The sequence below is a fragment of the Mannheimia indoligenes genome (assembly GCF_036880405.1).
GTDB lineage: Bacteria > Pseudomonadota > Gammaproteobacteria > Enterobacterales > Pasteurellaceae > Mannheimia > Mannheimia indoligenes.
The window spans coordinates 63,748-81,256 of sequence record NZ_JBAJJM010000006.1 but is presented as its reverse complement, the minus strand read 5'-3'; the positions used below and the strand labels follow the sequence as shown (position 1 = coordinate 81,256).

Annotated in this window: 16 protein-coding genes; 6 read left to right on the top strand and 10 right to left on the bottom strand. The window is 38.1% G+C overall.

Annotation, left to right across the window (positions count from 1 at the left end; translation table 11 throughout):
• The gene (lysC, locus tag V6W77_RS04560) at window positions 1-1,353 is read left to right on the top strand and encodes a lysine-sensitive aspartokinase 3 (protein WP_334233451.1); all 1,353 of its coding nucleotides are present in this window, start codon (window positions 1-3) and stop codon (window positions 1,351-1,353) included.
• Between the two features lie 89 nt (window positions 1,354-1,442).
• Window positions 1,443-1,790 (top strand): VanZ family protein, encoded by a 348-nt coding sequence (locus V6W77_RS04555; RefSeq protein WP_334253919.1) that lies wholly within the window; start codon window positions 1,443-1,445, stop codon window positions 1,788-1,790.
• Window positions 1,791-1,850: 60 nt separating this feature from the next.
• Here V6W77_RS04555 and rpsI read toward each other — a convergent pair whose 3' ends face one another.
• Both rpsI and rplM read right to left on the bottom strand, forming a co-directional pair.
• Window positions 1,851-2,246, bottom strand: coding sequence for a 30S ribosomal protein S9 (gene rpsI, locus V6W77_RS04550; protein WP_025217229.1), 396 nt, complete (start codon window positions 2,244-2,246; stop codon window positions 1,851-1,853).
• 15 nt (window positions 2,247-2,261) lie between these two features.
• On the bottom strand, window positions 2,262-2,690 hold the full coding sequence (gene rplM / locus V6W77_RS04545) for a 50S ribosomal protein L13 (RefSeq protein ID WP_025217228.1): 429 nt from the start codon (window positions 2,688-2,690) through the stop codon (window positions 2,262-2,264).
• A 294-nt stretch (window positions 2,691-2,984) separates the two neighbouring features.
• On the opposite strand from rplM, the gene V6W77_RS04540 reads away from it, so the two are divergent.
• Window positions 2,985-3,380, top strand: coding sequence for a Z-ring associated ZapG family protein (locus tag V6W77_RS04540; RefSeq protein WP_334253982.1), 396 nt, complete (start codon window positions 2,985-2,987; stop codon window positions 3,378-3,380).
• 51 nt (window positions 3,381-3,431) lie between these two features.
• Here V6W77_RS04540 and glnD read toward each other — a convergent pair whose 3' ends face one another.
• On the bottom strand, window positions 3,432-5,996 hold the full coding sequence (gene glnD / locus V6W77_RS04535) for a bifunctional uridylyltransferase/uridylyl-removing protein GlnD (protein ID WP_334253918.1): 2,565 nt from the start codon (window positions 5,994-5,996) through the stop codon (window positions 3,432-3,434).
• Between the two features lie 112 nt (window positions 5,997-6,108).
• On the opposite strand from glnD, the gene V6W77_RS04530 reads away from it, so the two are divergent.
• The gene (locus V6W77_RS04530) at window positions 6,109-7,086 is read left to right on the top strand and encodes a calcium/sodium antiporter (RefSeq protein WP_025235924.1); all 978 of its coding nucleotides are present in this window, start codon (window positions 6,109-6,111) and stop codon (window positions 7,084-7,086) included.
• 42 nt (window positions 7,087-7,128) lie between these two features.
• Here V6W77_RS04530 and serC read toward each other — a convergent pair whose 3' ends face one another.
• Window positions 7,129-8,211: a 3-phosphoserine/phosphohydroxythreonine transaminase gene (serC, locus tag V6W77_RS04525; RefSeq protein WP_334253917.1), complete on the bottom strand. Its 1,083-nt coding sequence runs from the start codon at window positions 8,209-8,211 to the stop codon at window positions 7,129-7,131.
• A 174-nt stretch (window positions 8,212-8,385) separates the two neighbouring features.
• Window positions 8,386-9,432: a porin gene (locus V6W77_RS04520; protein ID WP_334253916.1), complete on the bottom strand. Its 1,047-nt coding sequence runs from the start codon at window positions 9,430-9,432 to the stop codon at window positions 8,386-8,388.
• A 498-nt stretch (window positions 9,433-9,930) separates the two neighbouring features.
• Here V6W77_RS04520 and priC point away from each other — a divergent pair, with 498 nt between their 5' ends.
• Entirely contained in the window at window positions 9,931-10,449 is a 519-nt protein-coding gene (gene priC / locus V6W77_RS04515; protein WP_334253915.1) for a primosomal replication protein PriC, read from the top strand.
• Between the two features lie 47 nt (window positions 10,450-10,496).
• Here priC and galU read toward each other — a convergent pair whose 3' ends face one another.
• The 5 genes from galU to V6W77_RS04490 all read right to left on the bottom strand — a co-directional run bounded on the left by galU (window position 10,497) and on the right by V6W77_RS04490 (window position 16,380).
• The gene (gene galU, locus V6W77_RS04510; RefSeq protein WP_283385932.1) at window positions 10,497-11,384 is read right to left on the bottom strand and encodes a UTP--glucose-1-phosphate uridylyltransferase GalU; all 888 of its coding nucleotides are present in this window, start codon (window positions 11,382-11,384) and stop codon (window positions 10,497-10,499) included.
• Window positions 11,385-11,483: 99 nt separating this feature from the next.
• A complete protein-coding gene (locus V6W77_RS04505; protein ID WP_334253914.1) occupies window positions 11,484-12,842 on the bottom strand; it encodes a phosphohexomutase domain-containing protein in 1,359 nt (452 codons plus the stop codon).
• Between the two features lie 29 nt (window positions 12,843-12,871).
• Entirely contained in the window at window positions 12,872-13,054 is a 183-nt protein-coding gene (gene csrA / locus V6W77_RS04500) for a carbon storage regulator CsrA (protein WP_025235917.1), read from the bottom strand.
• 82 nt (window positions 13,055-13,136) lie between these two features.
• Window positions 13,137-15,761 (bottom strand): alanine--tRNA ligase, encoded by a 2,625-nt coding sequence (alaS, locus tag V6W77_RS04495; RefSeq protein WP_334253913.1) that lies wholly within the window; start codon window positions 15,759-15,761, stop codon window positions 13,137-13,139.
• 193 nt (window positions 15,762-15,954) lie between these two features.
• Complete coding sequence (locus V6W77_RS04490) at window positions 15,955-16,380, bottom strand: universal stress protein (RefSeq protein ID WP_038643938.1); 426 nt, start codon at window positions 16,378-16,380, stop codon at window positions 15,955-15,957.
• Between the two features lie 237 nt (window positions 16,381-16,617).
• Between V6W77_RS04490 and V6W77_RS04485 the strand changes: the two genes are divergently transcribed.
• Window positions 16,618-17,391, top strand: a complete 774-nt coding sequence (locus tag V6W77_RS04485; protein ID WP_025235914.1) for an FNR family transcription factor — start codon at window positions 16,618-16,620, stop codon at window positions 17,389-17,391.
• The last annotated feature ends 118 nt before the right edge of the window (window positions 17,392-17,509 follow it).

Sequence of the window (17,509 nt, the reverse complement as noted above, 5' to 3'; positions counted from 1 at the left end):
ATGTCTCATCTTTCTGTGGCTAAATTTGGTGGTACCAGCGTTGCTAATTTTGATGCAATGACCTCATCGGCAAACATCGTGATTGCAGATGCCAACACTCGTGTCGTGGTACTTTCTGCTTCTGCCGGTGTTACAAACTATTTAGTTGAGCTCGCAAATGGTTGTGAAAAAGAAAAACGTGATGAAATCATTACAGCCGTTCGCCAGATTCAATACAACATCATTGAAAAACTGCAACACCAAGACAGCGTTCGTGCTGAAATTGACGAATTATTAGATCGTATTGAAACCCTAGCAGAATCTGCAAGCCTTGCGACCTCTGCGGCATTAAGCGATGAATTAATCAGCCACGGCGAGATGATGTCCACCAAAATCTTTACCCAATTACTAATTGAGCGTGGACACCCAGCCGTATGGGTTGATGTGCGAGACATTGTAGCGACGGATAACCACTACGGTAAAGCTGCCCCAAACGACGAAAAAACCCAACAACAATCCGATAAAGTTATCAAACCACTTATTGAAGCAGGTAAAATCGTAGTTACTCAAGGTTTTATCGGTCGTGATGATGAAGGCAAAACCACAACTCTAGGTCGTGGTGGTTCAGATTACTCTGCCGCCTTATTAGCCGAAGTATTAAATGCTAATGATGTATTAATTTGGACGGATGTTCCGGGCATCTACACAACTGATCCACGAGTTGTACCAAATGCACAACGTATTGATACAATGGCATTTAACGAAGCAGCAGAAATGGCGACTTTCGGTGCAAAAGTGCTTCACCCGGCAACATTATTACCGGCAGTGCGTAGCAATATTCCTGTATACGTAGGTTCAAGTAAAGCTCCTGAACAAGGCGGCACTTGGGTAACCCGAGATCCTCAACCACGCCCAACGTTCCGTGCACTTGCGTTACGTCGTAACCAAATCTTATTAACGCTTTCAAGCCTTTCGATGCTACACGCTCAAGGTTTCTTAGCCAATGTATTTGCAATTTTAGCTAAACATAAAATTTCAGTTGATGTGATTACAACCTCTGAAGTTAGCATTGCCTTAACATTAGACAAAACCGGCTCAGCATCTTCAGGTGCAGATATGTTATCTAAAGAGTTATTAGATGAATTAAACGCTTACTGCAACGTTCAAGTAGAAAATGATTTAGCGTTAGTCGCGATTATCGGAAACAATTTGCACACACAGTCCGGTGTAGCAAAACGTCTATTCCAAACCCTTGAAAACTATAATGTCCGTCTCATCAGCTATGGCGCAAGCACAAATAACGTTTGTACCTTAGTGAAAAATGAAGAGGCGGATGACGTTGTTCGCTCACTCCACAAAGGTTTATTCGAGTAACATCTAGTGTTTACAAGCGGTTATTTTTGGTAAATTTTTTACTAAAATGACCGCTTGTTTTTTTATATTTTTCTATGAAATATTTAAAAATGAATAAATACGCTCTCTTAGCTCTACTTTGGTTTGTCATTAGCATTTACAGCTTAATTTTTCGTGAAAGCAGTAACGAACTACCGCCCTTTCCCCATTTTGATAAAATCGGGCATTTTGTCATCTTTTTTATACAGATTTGGCTAATGGCAAGAGCGACTATCCAATCAAATAGAGCCATACCTTATTTAGGATTGATGATTTTTGCACTATTTTATGCATTTGGAACGGAATTAGGACAAGCAACTTTTACTGAAACCAGACAAGGTTCTTGGTTAGATGGATTAGCTGATTTATGCGGTGCAGGAATTGCACTATTAATGGTGAAATATCTTTATAAAAGATAGTGTTATAAATAATAAAAAAGGCAGGAATTCCTGCCTTTTTTGCTGAAAACGAAAATAAAATTAACGTTTTGAGTATTGTGGACGACGACGTGCTTTGTGTAAACCCACTTTTTTACGTTCAACGCGACGTGCGTCACGAGTAACGAAGCCTGCTGCACGAAGTGCTGGGCGTAGAGTTTCATCGTATTCCATTAATGCACGAGTGATACCGTGACGGATTGCACCCGCTTGACCAGAAATACCACCACCGGTTACAGTGATGTATAGGTCTAATTTATCTGTTAATTCAACTAACTCTAATGGTTGACGAACGATCATACGTGAAGTTTCACGACCGAAGTAAACCTCTAAAGAACGTTGGTTAATGGTAATGTTACCACTGCCCGGTTTGATAAATACACGAGCTGAAGAGCTTTTGCGGCGACCTGTGCCGTAGTTTTGATTTGCTGCTGTCATTTTTCTGCTCCGTGATTAGATGTCTAAAACTTGTGGTTGTTGTGCAGCGTGGTTATGTTCGTTACCTGCGTAAACTTTTAATTTACGGAACATTTCACGACCTAAAGGACCTTTAGGTAACATACCTTTAACTGCGATCTCGATCACTGCTTCCGGACGACGTGCAATCATTTCTTTGAAGGTTGCATCTTTGATACCACCTACATAGCCAGTGTGCCAGTAGTAGATTTTATCAGTTTCTTTTTTGCCAGTTACTGCTACTTTCTCTGCATTGATAACGATGATGTAATCACCTGTATCTACGTGCGGAGTATATTCAGCTTTATGTTTACCGCGTAAACGGCGTGCTAATTCAGTAGCTAAACGACCTAAAGTTTTACCTGTCGCATCTACTACATACCAGTCACGTTGTACTGTTTCTGGTTTTGCTACAAAAGTTTTCATTAATTAAATACCAAAATATAAAGTTTATAACCCAATTCCTTAAAAAGGAATTACCTATGACGGTAGAATCCAACCCCTTCGAGTCAATTCTGACCAAACTGCTTGGCGGGAAACTCCAAGCAAAACAGGGTGGCAAAATTATACAGACTTTTTAGCCAAAAATCTAATATTTTTTAGACTTATTCTTTAAAATTGAACCTATATCACATTTTAATCATTTGGAGCTTTTCAAATAAAAGCCGAAATGTTAAAAATAGAACCATAAATTCACTACTTAAACATAAGGAGTTTATGATGGAACAATGGACAAGTGATGTTTGGGCAGCAATTGCCGCTGCATTTATTGTGGGAGCTGTGGTAGGTTGTACCCTAGTGCGTGTATTTAATAGTAATGTAAGGAAACAACACGAATTAGAGCGAGAACTTAAACAAACCAAAACACAATTTGATGAACAAAAACAACAACTTGAGCAACATTTCGAGCAATCCGCTCAATTACTTTCAACGTTAGCGGCTGATTATAAAAAACTGTATGCCCATTTAGCTCAAAGTTCTGAAAAGTTATTACCGGAAAATGCTAAAAGTATTGAGTTTTTCCAACAAGCTCAGCTGCCTGTTCAACCTCAAAAAACAGAAGAAGATCAACCAAGGGATTACTCTGAAGGTTCTTCCGGCTTATTAAAATCGTAAAATTTTTACTAAAAACAACCGCTTGTCGTAATGAATTACAAGCGGTTTTTACTATTCGTTATCCAGTTCTCTCATTATTGTTTCTTGAAGTACCAACTGCTCTTGTTCCGAGAGTGCTTTTCCTTCAGCATTATTTACTACAAAGAAATCCTCTACTCTCTCGCCAATCGTAGTAATTTTCGCATTTAATAAATTCAAGTTTAGTCGATTAAAAATATAGCCAACTTGAGCCAATAATCCATCTCGATCAAGGGTAAATAATTCAAATTCAGTTTGCTGTTTTGATGATTGAGGAAGAAAACGTAACCTTGTTTTGCGTTTAAATGACGCGTGCTTAACAGGCTTTTTAATAAACCTCACCTGATTGTTCGGCATTGCTAACATTTTTATCAAAGATTGCTGAATTTGTAGACTTCTTTCGTCGGTTAAATCTTCTCCATTACGTTCAGTTACAATAAAACTATCTAGCACTAAGCTGTTTTCGCTGGTAATAATTTGAGCATCGTGAATGCTGATTTTCTTTTGGCTTAATAAATGAGCGATACGGGCAAAAAGTTGAGGCTGATCTTGGCAACAAACAAAAATTTCTGTTCCGCCCCTTGCATACTCGTTGCTGATTAACACCATTGGCAGTTCGCGATTTTTAATATAACTTAATGCGTGCCACACCAATTGAGTGGGTTTATGGCGTAAAAAATAGCTTTGCGGGCAAGGTTGCCAAAAGGTTGTTAATCGCTTTCTTTCATCAGCAGAAAGTACCAATTTCATCAATTCTAATGCTTGCAAGCGATGTTCTTTTGCTACCGCTTCGTAATCTAAATTTTCCGCTAATTGCTGCAACGTGAATTGGTAAAGTTGGGTAAAAAGTGAGGCTTTCCAATCATTCCATAAACTCTCGCTGGTTGCACAAATATCGGCAACCGTTAAACAAAGCAATGAAGATAAAGCGGTCGAATTTTTCACTTTTTTTGCAAATGCACGCACTACTTCCGGATCGTGAATATCACGCCGTTGAGCCGTAATCGACATCGTCAAATGTTCTTCCACAAGCCAAGTCATATAATCAGTTTGCTCTTGGTTAAATGCGTGTAGTTTGGCGAATTCACGCATATCCTCCGCCCCTACTTTAGCGTGATCGCCGTCTCTGCCCTTTGCAATATCGTGAAAAAGTGCGGCAAGATAAATCAAGCCGTGCTTATCTGATAACTGTGAAAATAAACTTTTAGCGAGAGGAAAAATAGAATCTTGCGTATTCTCAGCAAAGTTTTCTAAATTCAGCATTACCCGAACCGTGTGTTCATCTACGGTATAAATATGGAACAAATCAAACTGCATCAGCCCTTCAATGCCTTTCCATTGTGGTAAATAGGCTGTCAAAAAACCTAATTGGTGCATTGGCAAAATCGCTCTGGATATCACTTTAGGTTGGTGGAAGAGTTGCACAAATTTTTCTCTCATTTTCTCATTGTCACAAAGAGCTTGCTCTTGCTGCTGGAGAGATAAACGCAGCTGCCTTAACGTATCTGCACTTGCAGCTAACTGCGGGAAATGCGTAAGATGGAAGAATAAATCTAACATTGTAGAGGGATGATTTTTGAAAATGCGACGATCTTCAATAAATATCATCTGATTTTGCTGATAAAAATAAGGATCAAGCGGTTGTTTTTCACCTGTTTTTTGCAAATTGAATAAATGGGTTTGCTCAAAACCATTCAGTATGAGCTGGCTGAGTTGAGAAATGGATTTTGTAGCTTGGAAGTAATCACGCATCATCATTTCAACCGCTTGATTACCATCGCCTTGATAGCCTAAAAATTCACTGAGTTGTAGCTGTCTATCAAACCTCAAACGATTATCGTAACGTTTAAGCTGCAAGTGAAGTGCAAAACGCATACGAAAAAGCACCGCTTGTGCTGCCATTAATTCTTTATATTCTTCGGAATAGAGTAACCCTTTATTGAGCAAATCAATGAATGAATGTACACCGTATTGACGTAGCATAATCCAAGAGATCAAATTCAGATCTCGCAACCCTCCTGGGCTGTGTTTTAAATCAGGCTCAAGGTTGTAACTGGTATTATGATAGCGGGCATAGCGAGCGTTTTTTTCGTCCATTTTTGCTTTAAAAAATGCATCAATTTCCCAAAAATCCGGCTGATATATTGCCTCTTTTAATCTAATCCAAAGCTGATGATTGCCGAATAGAAAACGCCCTTCCAACATATTGGTAGCAACTGAAATTTCAGCTTTCCCGATCGCAATACATTCATCAAGGGTTCGAACACTTGTTCCTAACTGCAATTTACTATCCCACAGCAAATTAAATAATTCATTTAGTAATTGTTGTGTGGTTTCATCTAATGTCTTTTCAGACAGCACTAAAATATCAAGATCAGAGAGCGGAAACATCTCCTCCCGCCCATAACCGCCAACCGCTAATAATACAAGATCTTCACGCTTTCCCAGCCCGTATTGTTGCCAAAGCGTGAGCAAAATTTCATCGCAAAAACGGCTACGCTCAGTAATGAGCTCCATTACATCTGTAGTTGGAAATACCTGTTTTTGCTTTTCCGTAAATTCAGCTAAAAGCGTTTTTAATTCGTTGCTATTTTTCATATTTACTCGTCCAAATTTTTCAAAATAATAGGCGATTTATTTCGCTTTGCCTATATTTATTTTTACACAACAAGCTATAATGCACTTTCATTTTGTAATAGAAGGATAATTTATGACTCTTGCTCTTGCTGCCATTATCGGTGGCTTAATTGTGTTAGTTTGGAGTGCTGACCGTTTCGTTGATGGGGCAGCATCTACGGCTAAACATTTTGGTATGACACCATTATTAATTGGAATTGTCGTAATCGGCTTTGGTACATCAGCCCCAGAGATGATTGTTTCAGCTTCATCTGCATTAAGTGGCTCTCCCGGCATTGCACTTGGTAATGCTTATGGCTCAAATATTACCAATATTGCTCTTATTTTAGGTTTAACCGCCCTTATTAAACCATTAATGGTAAATTCCGAAGTATTGAAAAAGGAATTACCTATTTTAATGGCAGTTACGCTACTTTCAGCCTATTTACTTTATGATGCCGATGTTACCCGCTTAGATGCGATTATTTTACTTGCTGTATTTGCAGTTTATATGGTTTGGACAGTCATTACCGCAATGAAAAGTAAAAATGATGCGTTAGCAATTGATGTTGATGCTGAATTAGAAAGTAGCTCAGAAATGAGTTTAGGCAAATCTATTTTATGGCTGATTATTGGCTTAGTGCTTTTAGTTGTAAGTTCTCAATTTTTGGTTTGGGGAGCAGTTGAAGTTGCAAAATTCTTTGGTGTAAGCGATTTAGTGATTGGTTTAACCATTGTAGCAGTGGGTACATCGTTACCTGAATTAGCATCATCTATTGCTGCTGCTCGTAAAGGCGAGGTGGATTTAGCATTAGGCAACATCATCGGTTCTAACTTATTTAATACCCTAGCGGTGGTCGGTATTGCCGGTGCAATTGAACCAATGCAAGCAGCTGCAGAAGTATTCTCTCGTGATATTGTGATTATGTCTGCTCTAACCTTCTTACTTTTTGTGTTTGGCTTGAATATCTATCGCCGACCGGAAGGTGGAAGAATTAACCGCTTAGAAGGATTTATTCTTTTCATAGCCTATGTAGGTTATAACTTCTATCTGTTTAAAACTGCTATCTGATAAAACGAAAAGAGCCACAAATGTGGCTCTTAATCTTTCTATTTAAGCATTACGTTGTTCAAATTCTTTCATAAACTCAATTAACGCTTTAACCCCTTCAATTGGCATTGCGTTATAAATTGAAGCACGCATTCCACCTAACACTTTATGTCCTTTCAAGGCTTGTAAGCCACAAGCGGTCGCCTCACTTACAAATTTTGCATTTAATTCATCATTACCCGTGGTAAAGGTTACATTCATCAATGAGCGGTTTTCTTTTGCAACTGTGTTGTAATAGAATTTTGAGCTATCTAAATAATCATATAACAACGTTGCTTTCGCTAAGTTACGCTCTTCTGTAGCTTTTAATCCACCTTCTACCAGTAAATGTTTGAATACTAATGAACACAAATACCAAGCAAAAGTGGGTGGCGTATTAATCATTGAATCCGCATCACGCTGAACCGCATAATTCCAAATAGAAGGCGTGTCTTTGCGGGCATTGCCGATTAAATCATCACGAATAATCACGATCGTAATACCTGCTGGTCCTAGATTCTTCTGAGCACCTGCATAAATTACCCCAAACTTACTAATATCAATACCACGAGACAAAATATTTGATGACATATCTGCCACTAACGGTGTGTTACCTACATTCGGAATATCAACAATTTCAACACCGCTAATAGTTTCGTTTGTGCAGTAATGCACATAATCATATTGATCAGCAATATCGCTAAAATCTAAGCGGTTTACTTTTAATTGCGGATCGGTCTCTAAAATATTAATTTCATCAATTTCCGTGAAGTTACGAGCTTCTTTTGCCGCAGTTGCAGACCAATGCCCTGAATTTAAATAAAGAGCTTTGCCTTTTTTGCCAATCAAATTCATTGGAATAGCCGCAAACTGACCTCTTGCTCCGCCTTGTAAAAAGAGAATGCGGTAATTTTCCGGTATATTATAAAGTTTACGCAAATCAGCCTCAGATTGAGTCGCTAACTCCATAAACAATTTACCACGATGGCTTACTTCCATTACCGAAGTGCCTTGATCTAACCAATTTAATAATTCGTTTTGTGCTTTTTCTAACACTTTTTTCGGCATCATTGCCGGACCTGCACTGAAGTTATAAACCTCTGTCATTTTTCACCTCTTGTATTAAAAATAATGATTATATTCTATCCGAAAAATAGGGAAATGGTAGAGTGATAGGGAAATTATTTTACCCGGCAAGCGGTCGTATTTTCTAAAAAATTTGCAAAATAAAACCCCTAACAAAAATTTGTTAGGGGTTAAACTAGATTAGCAAATCAGTAATTACCAGTTTACGCGTAAACCAACACCGATTGCTTGTTCTGTTGTTTTAGCTGAGCTGTGATTACCTTGTGAATCGTATGATCTACCTTTCACATATGCACCTTCAACGAAAGCAACTACGTTTTTATGGAATTTGTAGTCAGTACCAACTAAGAAACCGTGTTCTTTATCTTTAGAACCGCCTTCGTATTTAGTTTGAGCATATTTATAGTTACCATAGATAGATGATTTATCAGTTACTTGAACTTTAACCATTGGACCAACATAGAAAGATTTATCTTTGTCTGAACCGGTTTTTTCAATTTGGTAACCACCATCAACACCTACTAACACAGCATCATTGATGTTATAGCCAACTGCTGCATCAAATGCGTTTGCACGAATTTTATCTTCTGAGTCTGTTTTATAGTGTGTGCGACCGTAAGCACCTTGGAAGATCCAGTTGTTTACTTCATAAATTGCACCGAAACCGTAACCGTTTTTGATTGCTTTATCTAAAACCTTACCGTCATTTTTTTGATTTTGGCTAAAGTTATAGTTAGCACTTAATGTTAAACCTTCAATACCGTTATAGTCATAACGAATGGCACTTGTGCTAGAAGTTGGCACATAGTCATTTAATAAACCGTATGCGTAGTCATTTGCTAAACCTACATCATCAGCAATTACTGCTTGTTTACCGAAAGTAAGCTGACCATACTCTTTTTGACCTAAACCAACATACGCTTGGTGAGCATATAAATCACCAAAGCCAGCATCTTGGTTGCCTTTTAGACGAACTTGTAATGCACCTAATGCGTAGAAACCGTTGTCATTTAATGCGTGGTTTACTTTCACACCAAAGCGAGTACCTGCATTGCGTAATTTGGTATCGCCGTTATCTTCACCGGCATCTTTTTTACCATCTGTTTTTGATGTTTGGTTATCTACGATTAAACGTAAAGAACCCCAGAAATCTACTTTTGTACCATCTGCATCATAAACTACTGTTGCTGATGCTGACGCTGCGAACGCTGTTAATGCTAATGCAACTAATGTTTTTTTCATAATTTTCACCTTAGATTTTTTATGTTATATAATAGCTGTTACCCTCGTTAAGGTGTAAGAGCAACAATCCAATCACAGTGTATCAGCTATTGCCTCACACTGCTTGCAGGTGCATAATTGCAAAAACAAAACTTAATGTCAATAGTCCAAATGCTATTCTTATAAAGAGCATTTCCTTATAAATCAATAAGTTAAATTCACTTAGTTTCATTTGGAGAAATTTGCTCATTTGAATTGATTTTGGTTGCATCACATAACCACTTGAAAAATAAAGATTTTTATCCAGTCAAAATCAAGTGTTGCAACATTTTGAAAAAGTTCATTTATTTTGTGATGTAGATCACATTTTTGAAATTTTATTTAAACTTAGATTGATTTTTACTCAAAAACATTCTGTATTTGAGAAATATAAATCGCTTGCAGATGAACATTTTGCTTCTAGCATAAATTTATATAAAATGAATTCATTGCCTAAATTTCTATTACAAGCTAATAAATATGCATAAACACTTTTTTCTTACCCAGATAAAACAAAATTTAGCTACACTGCATCCTCTTTCTGAGCAAAAAATTACACTTAATTCAACTTATTTTTCCAAACAATCTGGTTTAGTAAAATTCTTTGTTGCCGAGATTGAAAAAACAGCAGAGCAACTACTCGCTCAGGAAGATGTTTCATATAGTGAATTTTACGCCGAAAAACTGATTAAGCAATTTGATGCTCTTAATAGTGCAATTAAAAACACTCATCAGCAAAAAAAAGTAGCACAGTTTCATTCTTCCTTTCAATTTCCGTCGAATATTCACGCTCTTTCACCGAATAAACGTTTGCAAGAATATCGTAAGGCATTAAGGGCATTAAATGAAAAGATGAGTTGGTTAATGGAGAAAAATTATAATCAGGAAAATGAGATATTAAAGCAAGAGCTGCAAAATCAAATTATAGAAACAGAATACCGCAAAAAGAAATGTATCCAAGCGATTGAAGATTTAGAACAGGAATTATTATTTAAGTAAACGGGCACATTAAATATGTGCCCATTTTCATTACAACGTTTAGTTAGTTACAGTGATTTCGCTAAGTCTTTAATAAATGCCTTAAATTCTTTTCCGCATTTATCGTGGTTTAAGCTGTATTCAACGAAAGCCTTCATATAACCGACTTTATCACCACAGTCAAACGAGCGACCTGTCATATTGAAAGCTTCAACCGTTTCTTGGTGAATAAGCATATCAATCGCATCAGTAAGCTGAATTTCATCACCCACACCTACTGGGGTTTTCTCCAGTAATTCCCAAATATTTGCTGAGAATACATAACGCCCAACAACGGCAAGATTAGAAGGAGCTTCTTCTACGCTCGGCTTTTCTACCATTTTTGCAATCGCAGCTGAACCACCTAACGGGATATCAACCCCATTACAATCAGCCACACCGTAGCTGCTCACATTTTCCATCGGTACAGGTGCAACCATAATTTGGCTATAACCGGTTTCCTTAAAGCGTTTAACCATCGCGGCTAGGTTTTCTGTATTTTGGTCTGCTGTGAATTCACCTAATAATACGTCAGGTAATACTACCGCAAATGGCTCATTACCCACTACTGCTCTGCCACATAAAACCGCGTGTCCTAAGCCTTTTGCTTGACCTTGACGGACGTGAATCAAACGCACATCTTTTGGAATAATAGAACGAACTTCATCTAATAATTGACGTTTAACGCGCTTTTCAAGCATCGTTTCAAGCTCAAAAGAAGTATCAAAGTGGTTTTCGATAGCATTTTTTGAAGAATGTGTTACCAGCACAATTTCTTTGAAACCTGCTGCTACACATTCATTAACAATGTATTGAATTAAAGGCTTATCTGCAAGAACAAGCATCTCTTTTGGGATAGCTTTTGTTGCAGGTAACATACGAGTACCAAGACCTGCAACGGGGATAATCACTTTCATTTGAAATCCTTATGATATGTGAAGTTTTATTGAAAATAGACCGTTTGTAGTATATCGCAAGCGGTCATATTTTTTCATTTTTTTACAAAACTTTAAGCATTATTGGCGTAATAAGGCTAAAATTTCATCGGTTTTTTGTTGCATTAAGACTTTATCACCACGCGTCTCTAAATTTAAGCGAACTACTGGTTCAGTATTAGAACTGCGTAAGTTAAAACGCCAGTTGTCAAATTCAACGCTAATGCCGTCTAAAGTTTCTAGCTTTCCGTCTTTGTAGGCTTCTTTTACGCGAGCAATTGAGGCTTGTGCATTAGTTAATTTACTGTTAATTTCGCCCGGCGATGGGAATTTATCTAAACGCTCGCCAACTAACTCACTGAGTGATTTGCCGGTAGTACATAATAACTCTAGCGTTAGTAGCCAAGGGATCATACCACTATCACAATAGAAGAAATCACGGAAGTAGTGATGTGCTGACATTTCACCACCATAAATCGCATCTACTTCACGCATTTTCTCTTTAATGAATGAATGCCCTGATTTAGACATTACCGGCTCACCGCCTGCTTCACGAACAAGTTCTTCTGTATTCCAAATCAAGCGAGGATCGTAGATAATCTTCGCCCCTTTATTTTTAGCTAAGAAGGCTTGCGATAGTAAACCTACCACATAATAACCTTCAATAAAGCCGCCCTTTTCATCAAAGAAGAAACAGCGGTCAAAATCACCGTCAAAGGCAATACCAATATCGGCGTTGTTGTCTAAAACGGCTTTAATAGAATCTTCACGGTTTTCGTGCAGAATTGGGTTAGGAATACCATTTGGGAAATTGCCATCCGGATTATTATGAACTTTAATAAATTCAACCGGCACTTGTTGAGCTTTAAATTGTGCTTCAATCGCATCGATGATTTGCCCTGCAGCTCCATTACCTGAATTAATGACTAATTTTTTCGGTGTCAGCTTGCTTAAATCAATGTAAGAAAGTAAATGCTCAACATACTCACCTTGTACTGATTTTTGTGTGTATTTACCACGTTTTTCAACGGCTGGGAAATTATTCTCCTCTGCTAAACGTTGAATATCGGCTAAGCCTGTATCGGCACTAATCGGGCGAGAACCTTCACGCACTAATTTCATACCGTTATAATCCATCGGATTATGACTTGCCGTTACTTGAATACCACCATCGGTTTTCAAGAAAGAGGTAGCAAAATAAACCTCTTCTGTACCGGTTAAACCTAAGTCGATAACATCAACGCCTGAATCCAATAATCCGTTTGTAACTGCACTTTTTAGTTCGTTACTGGTTAAACGAACATCTCCACCTACTACGATTGATTTTGGCTTTAGATATTGCCCAAAAGCACGTCCGATACGATATGCAATATCCGTATTCAATTCAGTGCCTAATTGACCGCGAATATCATACGCTTTAAAACAAGTGAGTTTTCCCATAGTATGTTCCTTGTGAGGTTAATAAATAATCAGAATTTATCCTCTTCTGCTGAGGCTTTAATCCTTTCATAGATCTCTTGACGGTGAACTGAGATTTCTTTTGGTGCATTCACACCTAATTTCACTTGGTTTCCTCGAATGTTGAGTACCGTGATCTCAACATTGTCTCCTACGAGTAAAACCTCCCCAATCTTACGAGTTAGAATAAGCATAATTGTCTCCTACTGGGTTAAAAACTCTTTTTTATAGAGTAAATTTTTGAAGGCGAGTTTATCCCGCCTTGTTATTATTTTATTAAATTCTTTGAACAATCCATTCTTGAGCAAGACTCAATGCTTGTGGAATATTTTGTGGTTCAGAACCACCAGCCATTGCCATATCCGGACGACCGCCACCTTTTCCACCAACTGCGGCTGCCATTACACCAACTAATTCACCTGCATTTACTTTTGCTGTTAAATCTTTAGTTACACCTACAATAAGGCTTACCTTACCTTCAGTTTCAGTAGCAAAGGCAATTATTCCGGAACCAAGTTGATTTTTCAGATCATCCACCATTGTGCGGAGTGCTTTACTATCCACATCATCCAGTTTTTCAATGATGACATTCACACCATTAATCTGTTTTGCCGATTTTGCTAACTCTCCACCCGCTTGTGCAGCTTGCTTTTCTTTCAGGCTTTGTAGCTCTTTCTCTGCTTTTTTCGCTTTATCTTGTAATTGCTGAATTTTCTCCACAATTGAAGCTTGATCTGCTTTCAGAAGTTCCGCAATTTGATTTAGCACTTGTTGTTGGCTATGTAATAATGCAATCGCTTTTTCACCTGTTACTGCTTCTACACGACGAATACCGGCTGCGACTGCCCCTTCAGATACAAATTTAAATAAGCCGATATCACCAGTTTGTCTGACGTGAATACCACCACACAACTCAATTGAGAATGGTCCCATTTCAACCACGCGAACTACATCACCGTATTTCTCGCCAAATAGTGCCATTGCCCCTTTTTCTTTTGCTTGTTCAATACCCATCGTTTCAATTTGAACTTGGATATTTTCACGGATCTTCGCATTAACAATACGCTCAATTTCTTCTAAATCAGCTTTTGCAATTGCTTCTGGTTGAGAGAAGTCAAAACGCAAGCTATCTTCAGACACTAAAGAGCCTTTTTGTGCAACGTGGTCGCCTAATACTTGACGAAGTGCTGCGTGCAGTAAATGTGTTGCACTGTGGTTTGATGTGATTTCCTGACGACGCTCTACATTTACCAATGCAGAAACCACATCACCAACTGCTAATACTCCGCCGTTAAGTTGCCCAATATGCCCCCAAACTTGACCGTATTTTTGGGTATCATTCACTTGGAATAAACCTAATGGCGAGCTAATTTCACCTGTGTCGCCTACTTGACCACCTGATTCAGCATAAAATGGCGTTTGGTCTAAAATCACAACCGCATTATCACCTGATTCGATTTTTTCAACCGCAACACCATTGCAGAATAAACCCACTACTTTTGCGTTATAAGCAGTTTGCTCATAACCTAAAAACTTGGTTTGCCCTTCTACTTTAATCACATTATTGTAATCTACACCGAAATTACTGCTGGCTTTCGCTCGCTCACGCTGTGCGGTCATTTCTGCCTCAAAGCCTTTCTCATCAATCACGATGTTTCTCTCACGACAAACATCAGCGGTTAAGTCAAGAGGGAAACCGTAGGTATCGTAAAGTTTAAATGCCACATCGCCGGAAAGTGTGTTGTTTTCCACTTTCGCTAAGGCTTCTTCTAATAAATTTAAGCCACGCTCCAATGTGCGAGCAAACTGCTCTTCTTCTGCTTTTAATGTTTTTTGAATATGGGCTTGCTTTTGTGCAACAACTTCGCCGGCTGCTCCCATCACTTTTGCCAATGTCGGCACTAATTGATAGAAAAATGCTGATTTCGCACCGAGTAAGTTCCCGTGTCGAACTGCACGACGAATAATGCGACGCAACACATAACCGCGACCTTCATTAGATGGTACAACACCATCAGCAACTAAGTATGAACAAGCACGGATATGATCAGCAATAACACGCAGTGATTTATTATCTAAATCTTGTACATCTAACAGATTTGCGGTTTCTTTAATAAGCGTTTGGAAAATATCGGTTTCGTAGTTAGAATTGACGTGTTGCATCACAGCCGTCATACGTTCTAAGCCCATACCGGTATCCACAGACGGTTTTGGTAGTTTTTCCATTGTACCGTCTGCTAAGCGGTTGAATTGCATAAATACGATATTCCAAACCTCAATATAACGGTCGCCGTCTTCTTCAGGTGAACCTGGTAAGCCGCCCCAATGATCTGGTCCGTGATCGTAGAAAATTTCCGTACAAGGACCGCACGGACCGGTATCACCCATCGCCCAGAAGTTGTCTGACGCATAAGGAGCACCTTTATTATCACCAATACGAATAATATGATCTGTTGGAACACCTACTTCTTTATTCCAAATCTCATAGGCTTCATCATCGGTTTCATAAACGGTAACGTATAATTTTTCTTTTGGTAAACCTAGCCATTGTGGAGATGTTAAATATTCCCAACCAAATTTAATCGCATCTTGTTTGAAATAATCGCCAAAGCTGAAATTTCCCATCATTTCAAAGAAAGTATGGTGGCGAGCGGTGTAACCTACATTTTCTAGGTCATTATGTTTACCACCGGCACGCACACAACGTTGAGCGGTGGTTGCACGAGTGTAAGGGCGTTTTTCTAAACCGAGAAAAACATCTTTGAATTGGTTCATACCCGCATTTGTAAATAGTAATGTCGGGTCATTTTCAGGCACAAGTGAACTGCTTGGAACAATGGTATGCCCTTTTGTTTGGAAAAACTCTAAAAACGATTGTCTGATTTCTGAAGTTGTTTTCATTAAAAATACTCTTTTGAAAATAGAAGTTAAACTTTGATCTACCTTCTATTTTACACATTTTTTATGCCATTTTGTTAGTTTAGTTCGGCTTATTTGTTAGATAGTAAAAATATTTTGCAAATTTTTGCTAAAAAATAACCGCTTGTAGAGCAGTTTTCGCCTCAAGCGGTTCATTTTCTTTAAAAATTTGCAACTACTCTTCTGATAGTGGCACAACAAGCATATCAATTGTAATATTATTCATTACTTGACGAGTTGAAGACATAAATTTACTCCAAAAGTCTTGATGATGCCCTGTAATCAATAAATCAACATTATGTTTATCCACTGCTTCTTCCAGTACCTGACTGAAATCACCTGTACCATTTAAACAATCAGAAACCGGATAATCTACCTTCGCTGCTAATTCTGCCAAAGCTGTATTGGTTTCTGCAGCCGCACTATCTTGCACCGAAGACATATTAATATCAATTAATCCTGTATATAAGTCAGAGAAATTGACATCAACGTGAATAAGTGAAAGTTTAGCTCCACATTTTGCCGCTAATCCTGCACCTTTACGCACTAGCACCAAACTTTCTTCTGAAAGATCAACTGCCACTAAAATATGTTTATACATAATAATCTCCTTATTTAGACTTATCTTAATGGTTTAGGGCATACTAACACACTCTGAAACATAAAAACTTGAAGTAGATCGCAAAAATAGAAATTTGTCGCTATTTTTTCTACTCATTCCTACTCCTTTTGAAGTATTAATTTTTTCGCCTCTACTTTGCTTCATTAAAATTTAATGGTAAACTTTGTTCTAAATCAAATTTAGAAATGTTTTTCTAAGCTTCTAGGGTTGAATAGAATGAAAATTGTATCAGAATCGAAAATTAGTGGTCGCCACGCTTGCACAATTCATTGTCAGAATTGTAGCATTAGCCAGCTCTGCTTGCCTTTTACACTCAATGAAAATGAGCTAACACAACTCGATAATATTATTGAGCGGAAAAAACCGGTTCAAAAATCACAAGTGATTTTTAAATCCGGCGATGAGCTTCGTTCACTTTATGCCATTCGTTCCGGTACATTAAAAGCCTATACATTGAGCGAAAGCGGTGAAGAGCAGATTACAGGTTTTCATCTACCCGGCGATTTAATCGGTTTTGATGCTATTACTAATATGCAACACGAAGGTTATGCACAAGCATTAGAAACCTCGATGATTTGTGAAATCCCTTTTGATATCTTAGATGATCTTGCAGGCAAAATGCCTAAAATCCGCCACCAAATTATGCGTTTAATGAGTAATGAAATTAAAAGCGATCAAGAAATGATTTTGTTACTCTCTAAAATGAATGCAGAAGAAAAATTAGCCGCTTTCTTATATAACCTTTCCCAACGTTATTCCGCTCGTGGTTTTTCAGCAAAAGAGTTCCGCCTAACGATGACACGTGGCGATATCGGCAACTATTTAGGGCTTACCATTGAAACTATTAGCCGTTTACTTGGACGTTTCCAGAAAAGCGGTATGATTTCCGTACAAGGCAAATATATTCATATTAATCGTATGGAAGAGTTAGCCGAACTAGCCGGTGCAATTAAACCACAGCAAAATATTATTGCTCAAACTACTGCATAATTTCTCTCAAAATCCCTTCTTAGATAATCAGTCAAGAAGGGATTTCTGATCCGATGAGCCATTAACTCCATTTGCCCACATTCACTATATCCGCTATAATCGACACAATTTTGACCCC

Coding starts and splice junctions, on each gene's coding strand:
- rpsI (WP_025217229.1), bottom strand. CDS start 2,246: ATGACAGCAGCAAATCAAAACTACGGCACAGGTCGCCGCAAAAGCTCT.
- lysC (WP_334233451.1), top strand. CDS start 1: ATGTCTCATCTTTCTGTGGCTAAATTTGGTGGTACCAGCGTTGCTAAT.
- V6W77_RS04555 (WP_334253919.1), top strand. CDS start 1,443: ATGAATAAATACGCTCTCTTAGCTCTACTTTGGTTTGTCATTAGCATT.
- priC (WP_334253915.1), top strand. CDS start 9,931: ATGCATAAACACTTTTTTCTTACCCAGATAAAACAAAATTTAGCTACA.
- serC (WP_334253917.1), bottom strand. CDS start 8,211: ATGACAGAGGTTTATAACTTCAGTGCAGGTCCGGCAATGATGCCGAAA.
- V6W77_RS04485 (WP_025235914.1), top strand. CDS start 16,618: ATGAAAATTGTATCAGAATCGAAAATTAGTGGTCGCCACGCTTGCACA.
- glnD (WP_334253918.1), bottom strand. CDS start 5,996: ATGAAAAATAGCAACGAATTAAAAACGCTTTTAGCTGAATTTACGGAA.
- galU (WP_283385932.1), bottom strand. CDS start 11,384: ATGAAAGTGATTATCCCCGTTGCAGGTCTTGGTACTCGTATGTTACCT.
- csrA (WP_025235917.1), bottom strand. CDS start 13,054: ATGCTTATTCTAACTCGTAAGATTGGGGAGGTTTTACTCGTAGGAGAC.
- V6W77_RS04520 (WP_334253916.1), bottom strand. CDS start 9,432: ATGAAAAAAACATTAGTTGCATTAGCATTAACAGCGTTCGCAGCGTCA.
- V6W77_RS04530 (WP_025235924.1), top strand. CDS start 6,109: ATGACTCTTGCTCTTGCTGCCATTATCGGTGGCTTAATTGTGTTAGTT.
- V6W77_RS04490 (WP_038643938.1), bottom strand. CDS start 16,380: ATGTATAAACATATTTTAGTGGCAGTTGATCTTTCAGAAGAAAGTTTG.
- V6W77_RS04540 (WP_334253982.1), top strand. CDS start 2,985: ATGGAACAATGGACAAGTGATGTTTGGGCAGCAATTGCCGCTGCATTT.
- rplM (WP_025217228.1), bottom strand. CDS start 2,690: ATGAAAACTTTTGTAGCAAAACCAGAAACAGTACAACGTGACTGGTAT.
- V6W77_RS04505 (WP_334253914.1), bottom strand. CDS start 12,842: ATGGGAAAACTCACTTGTTTTAAAGCGTATGATATTCGCGGTCAATTA.
- alaS (WP_334253913.1), bottom strand. CDS start 15,761: ATGAAAACAACTTCAGAAATCAGACAATCGTTTTTAGAGTTTTTCCAA.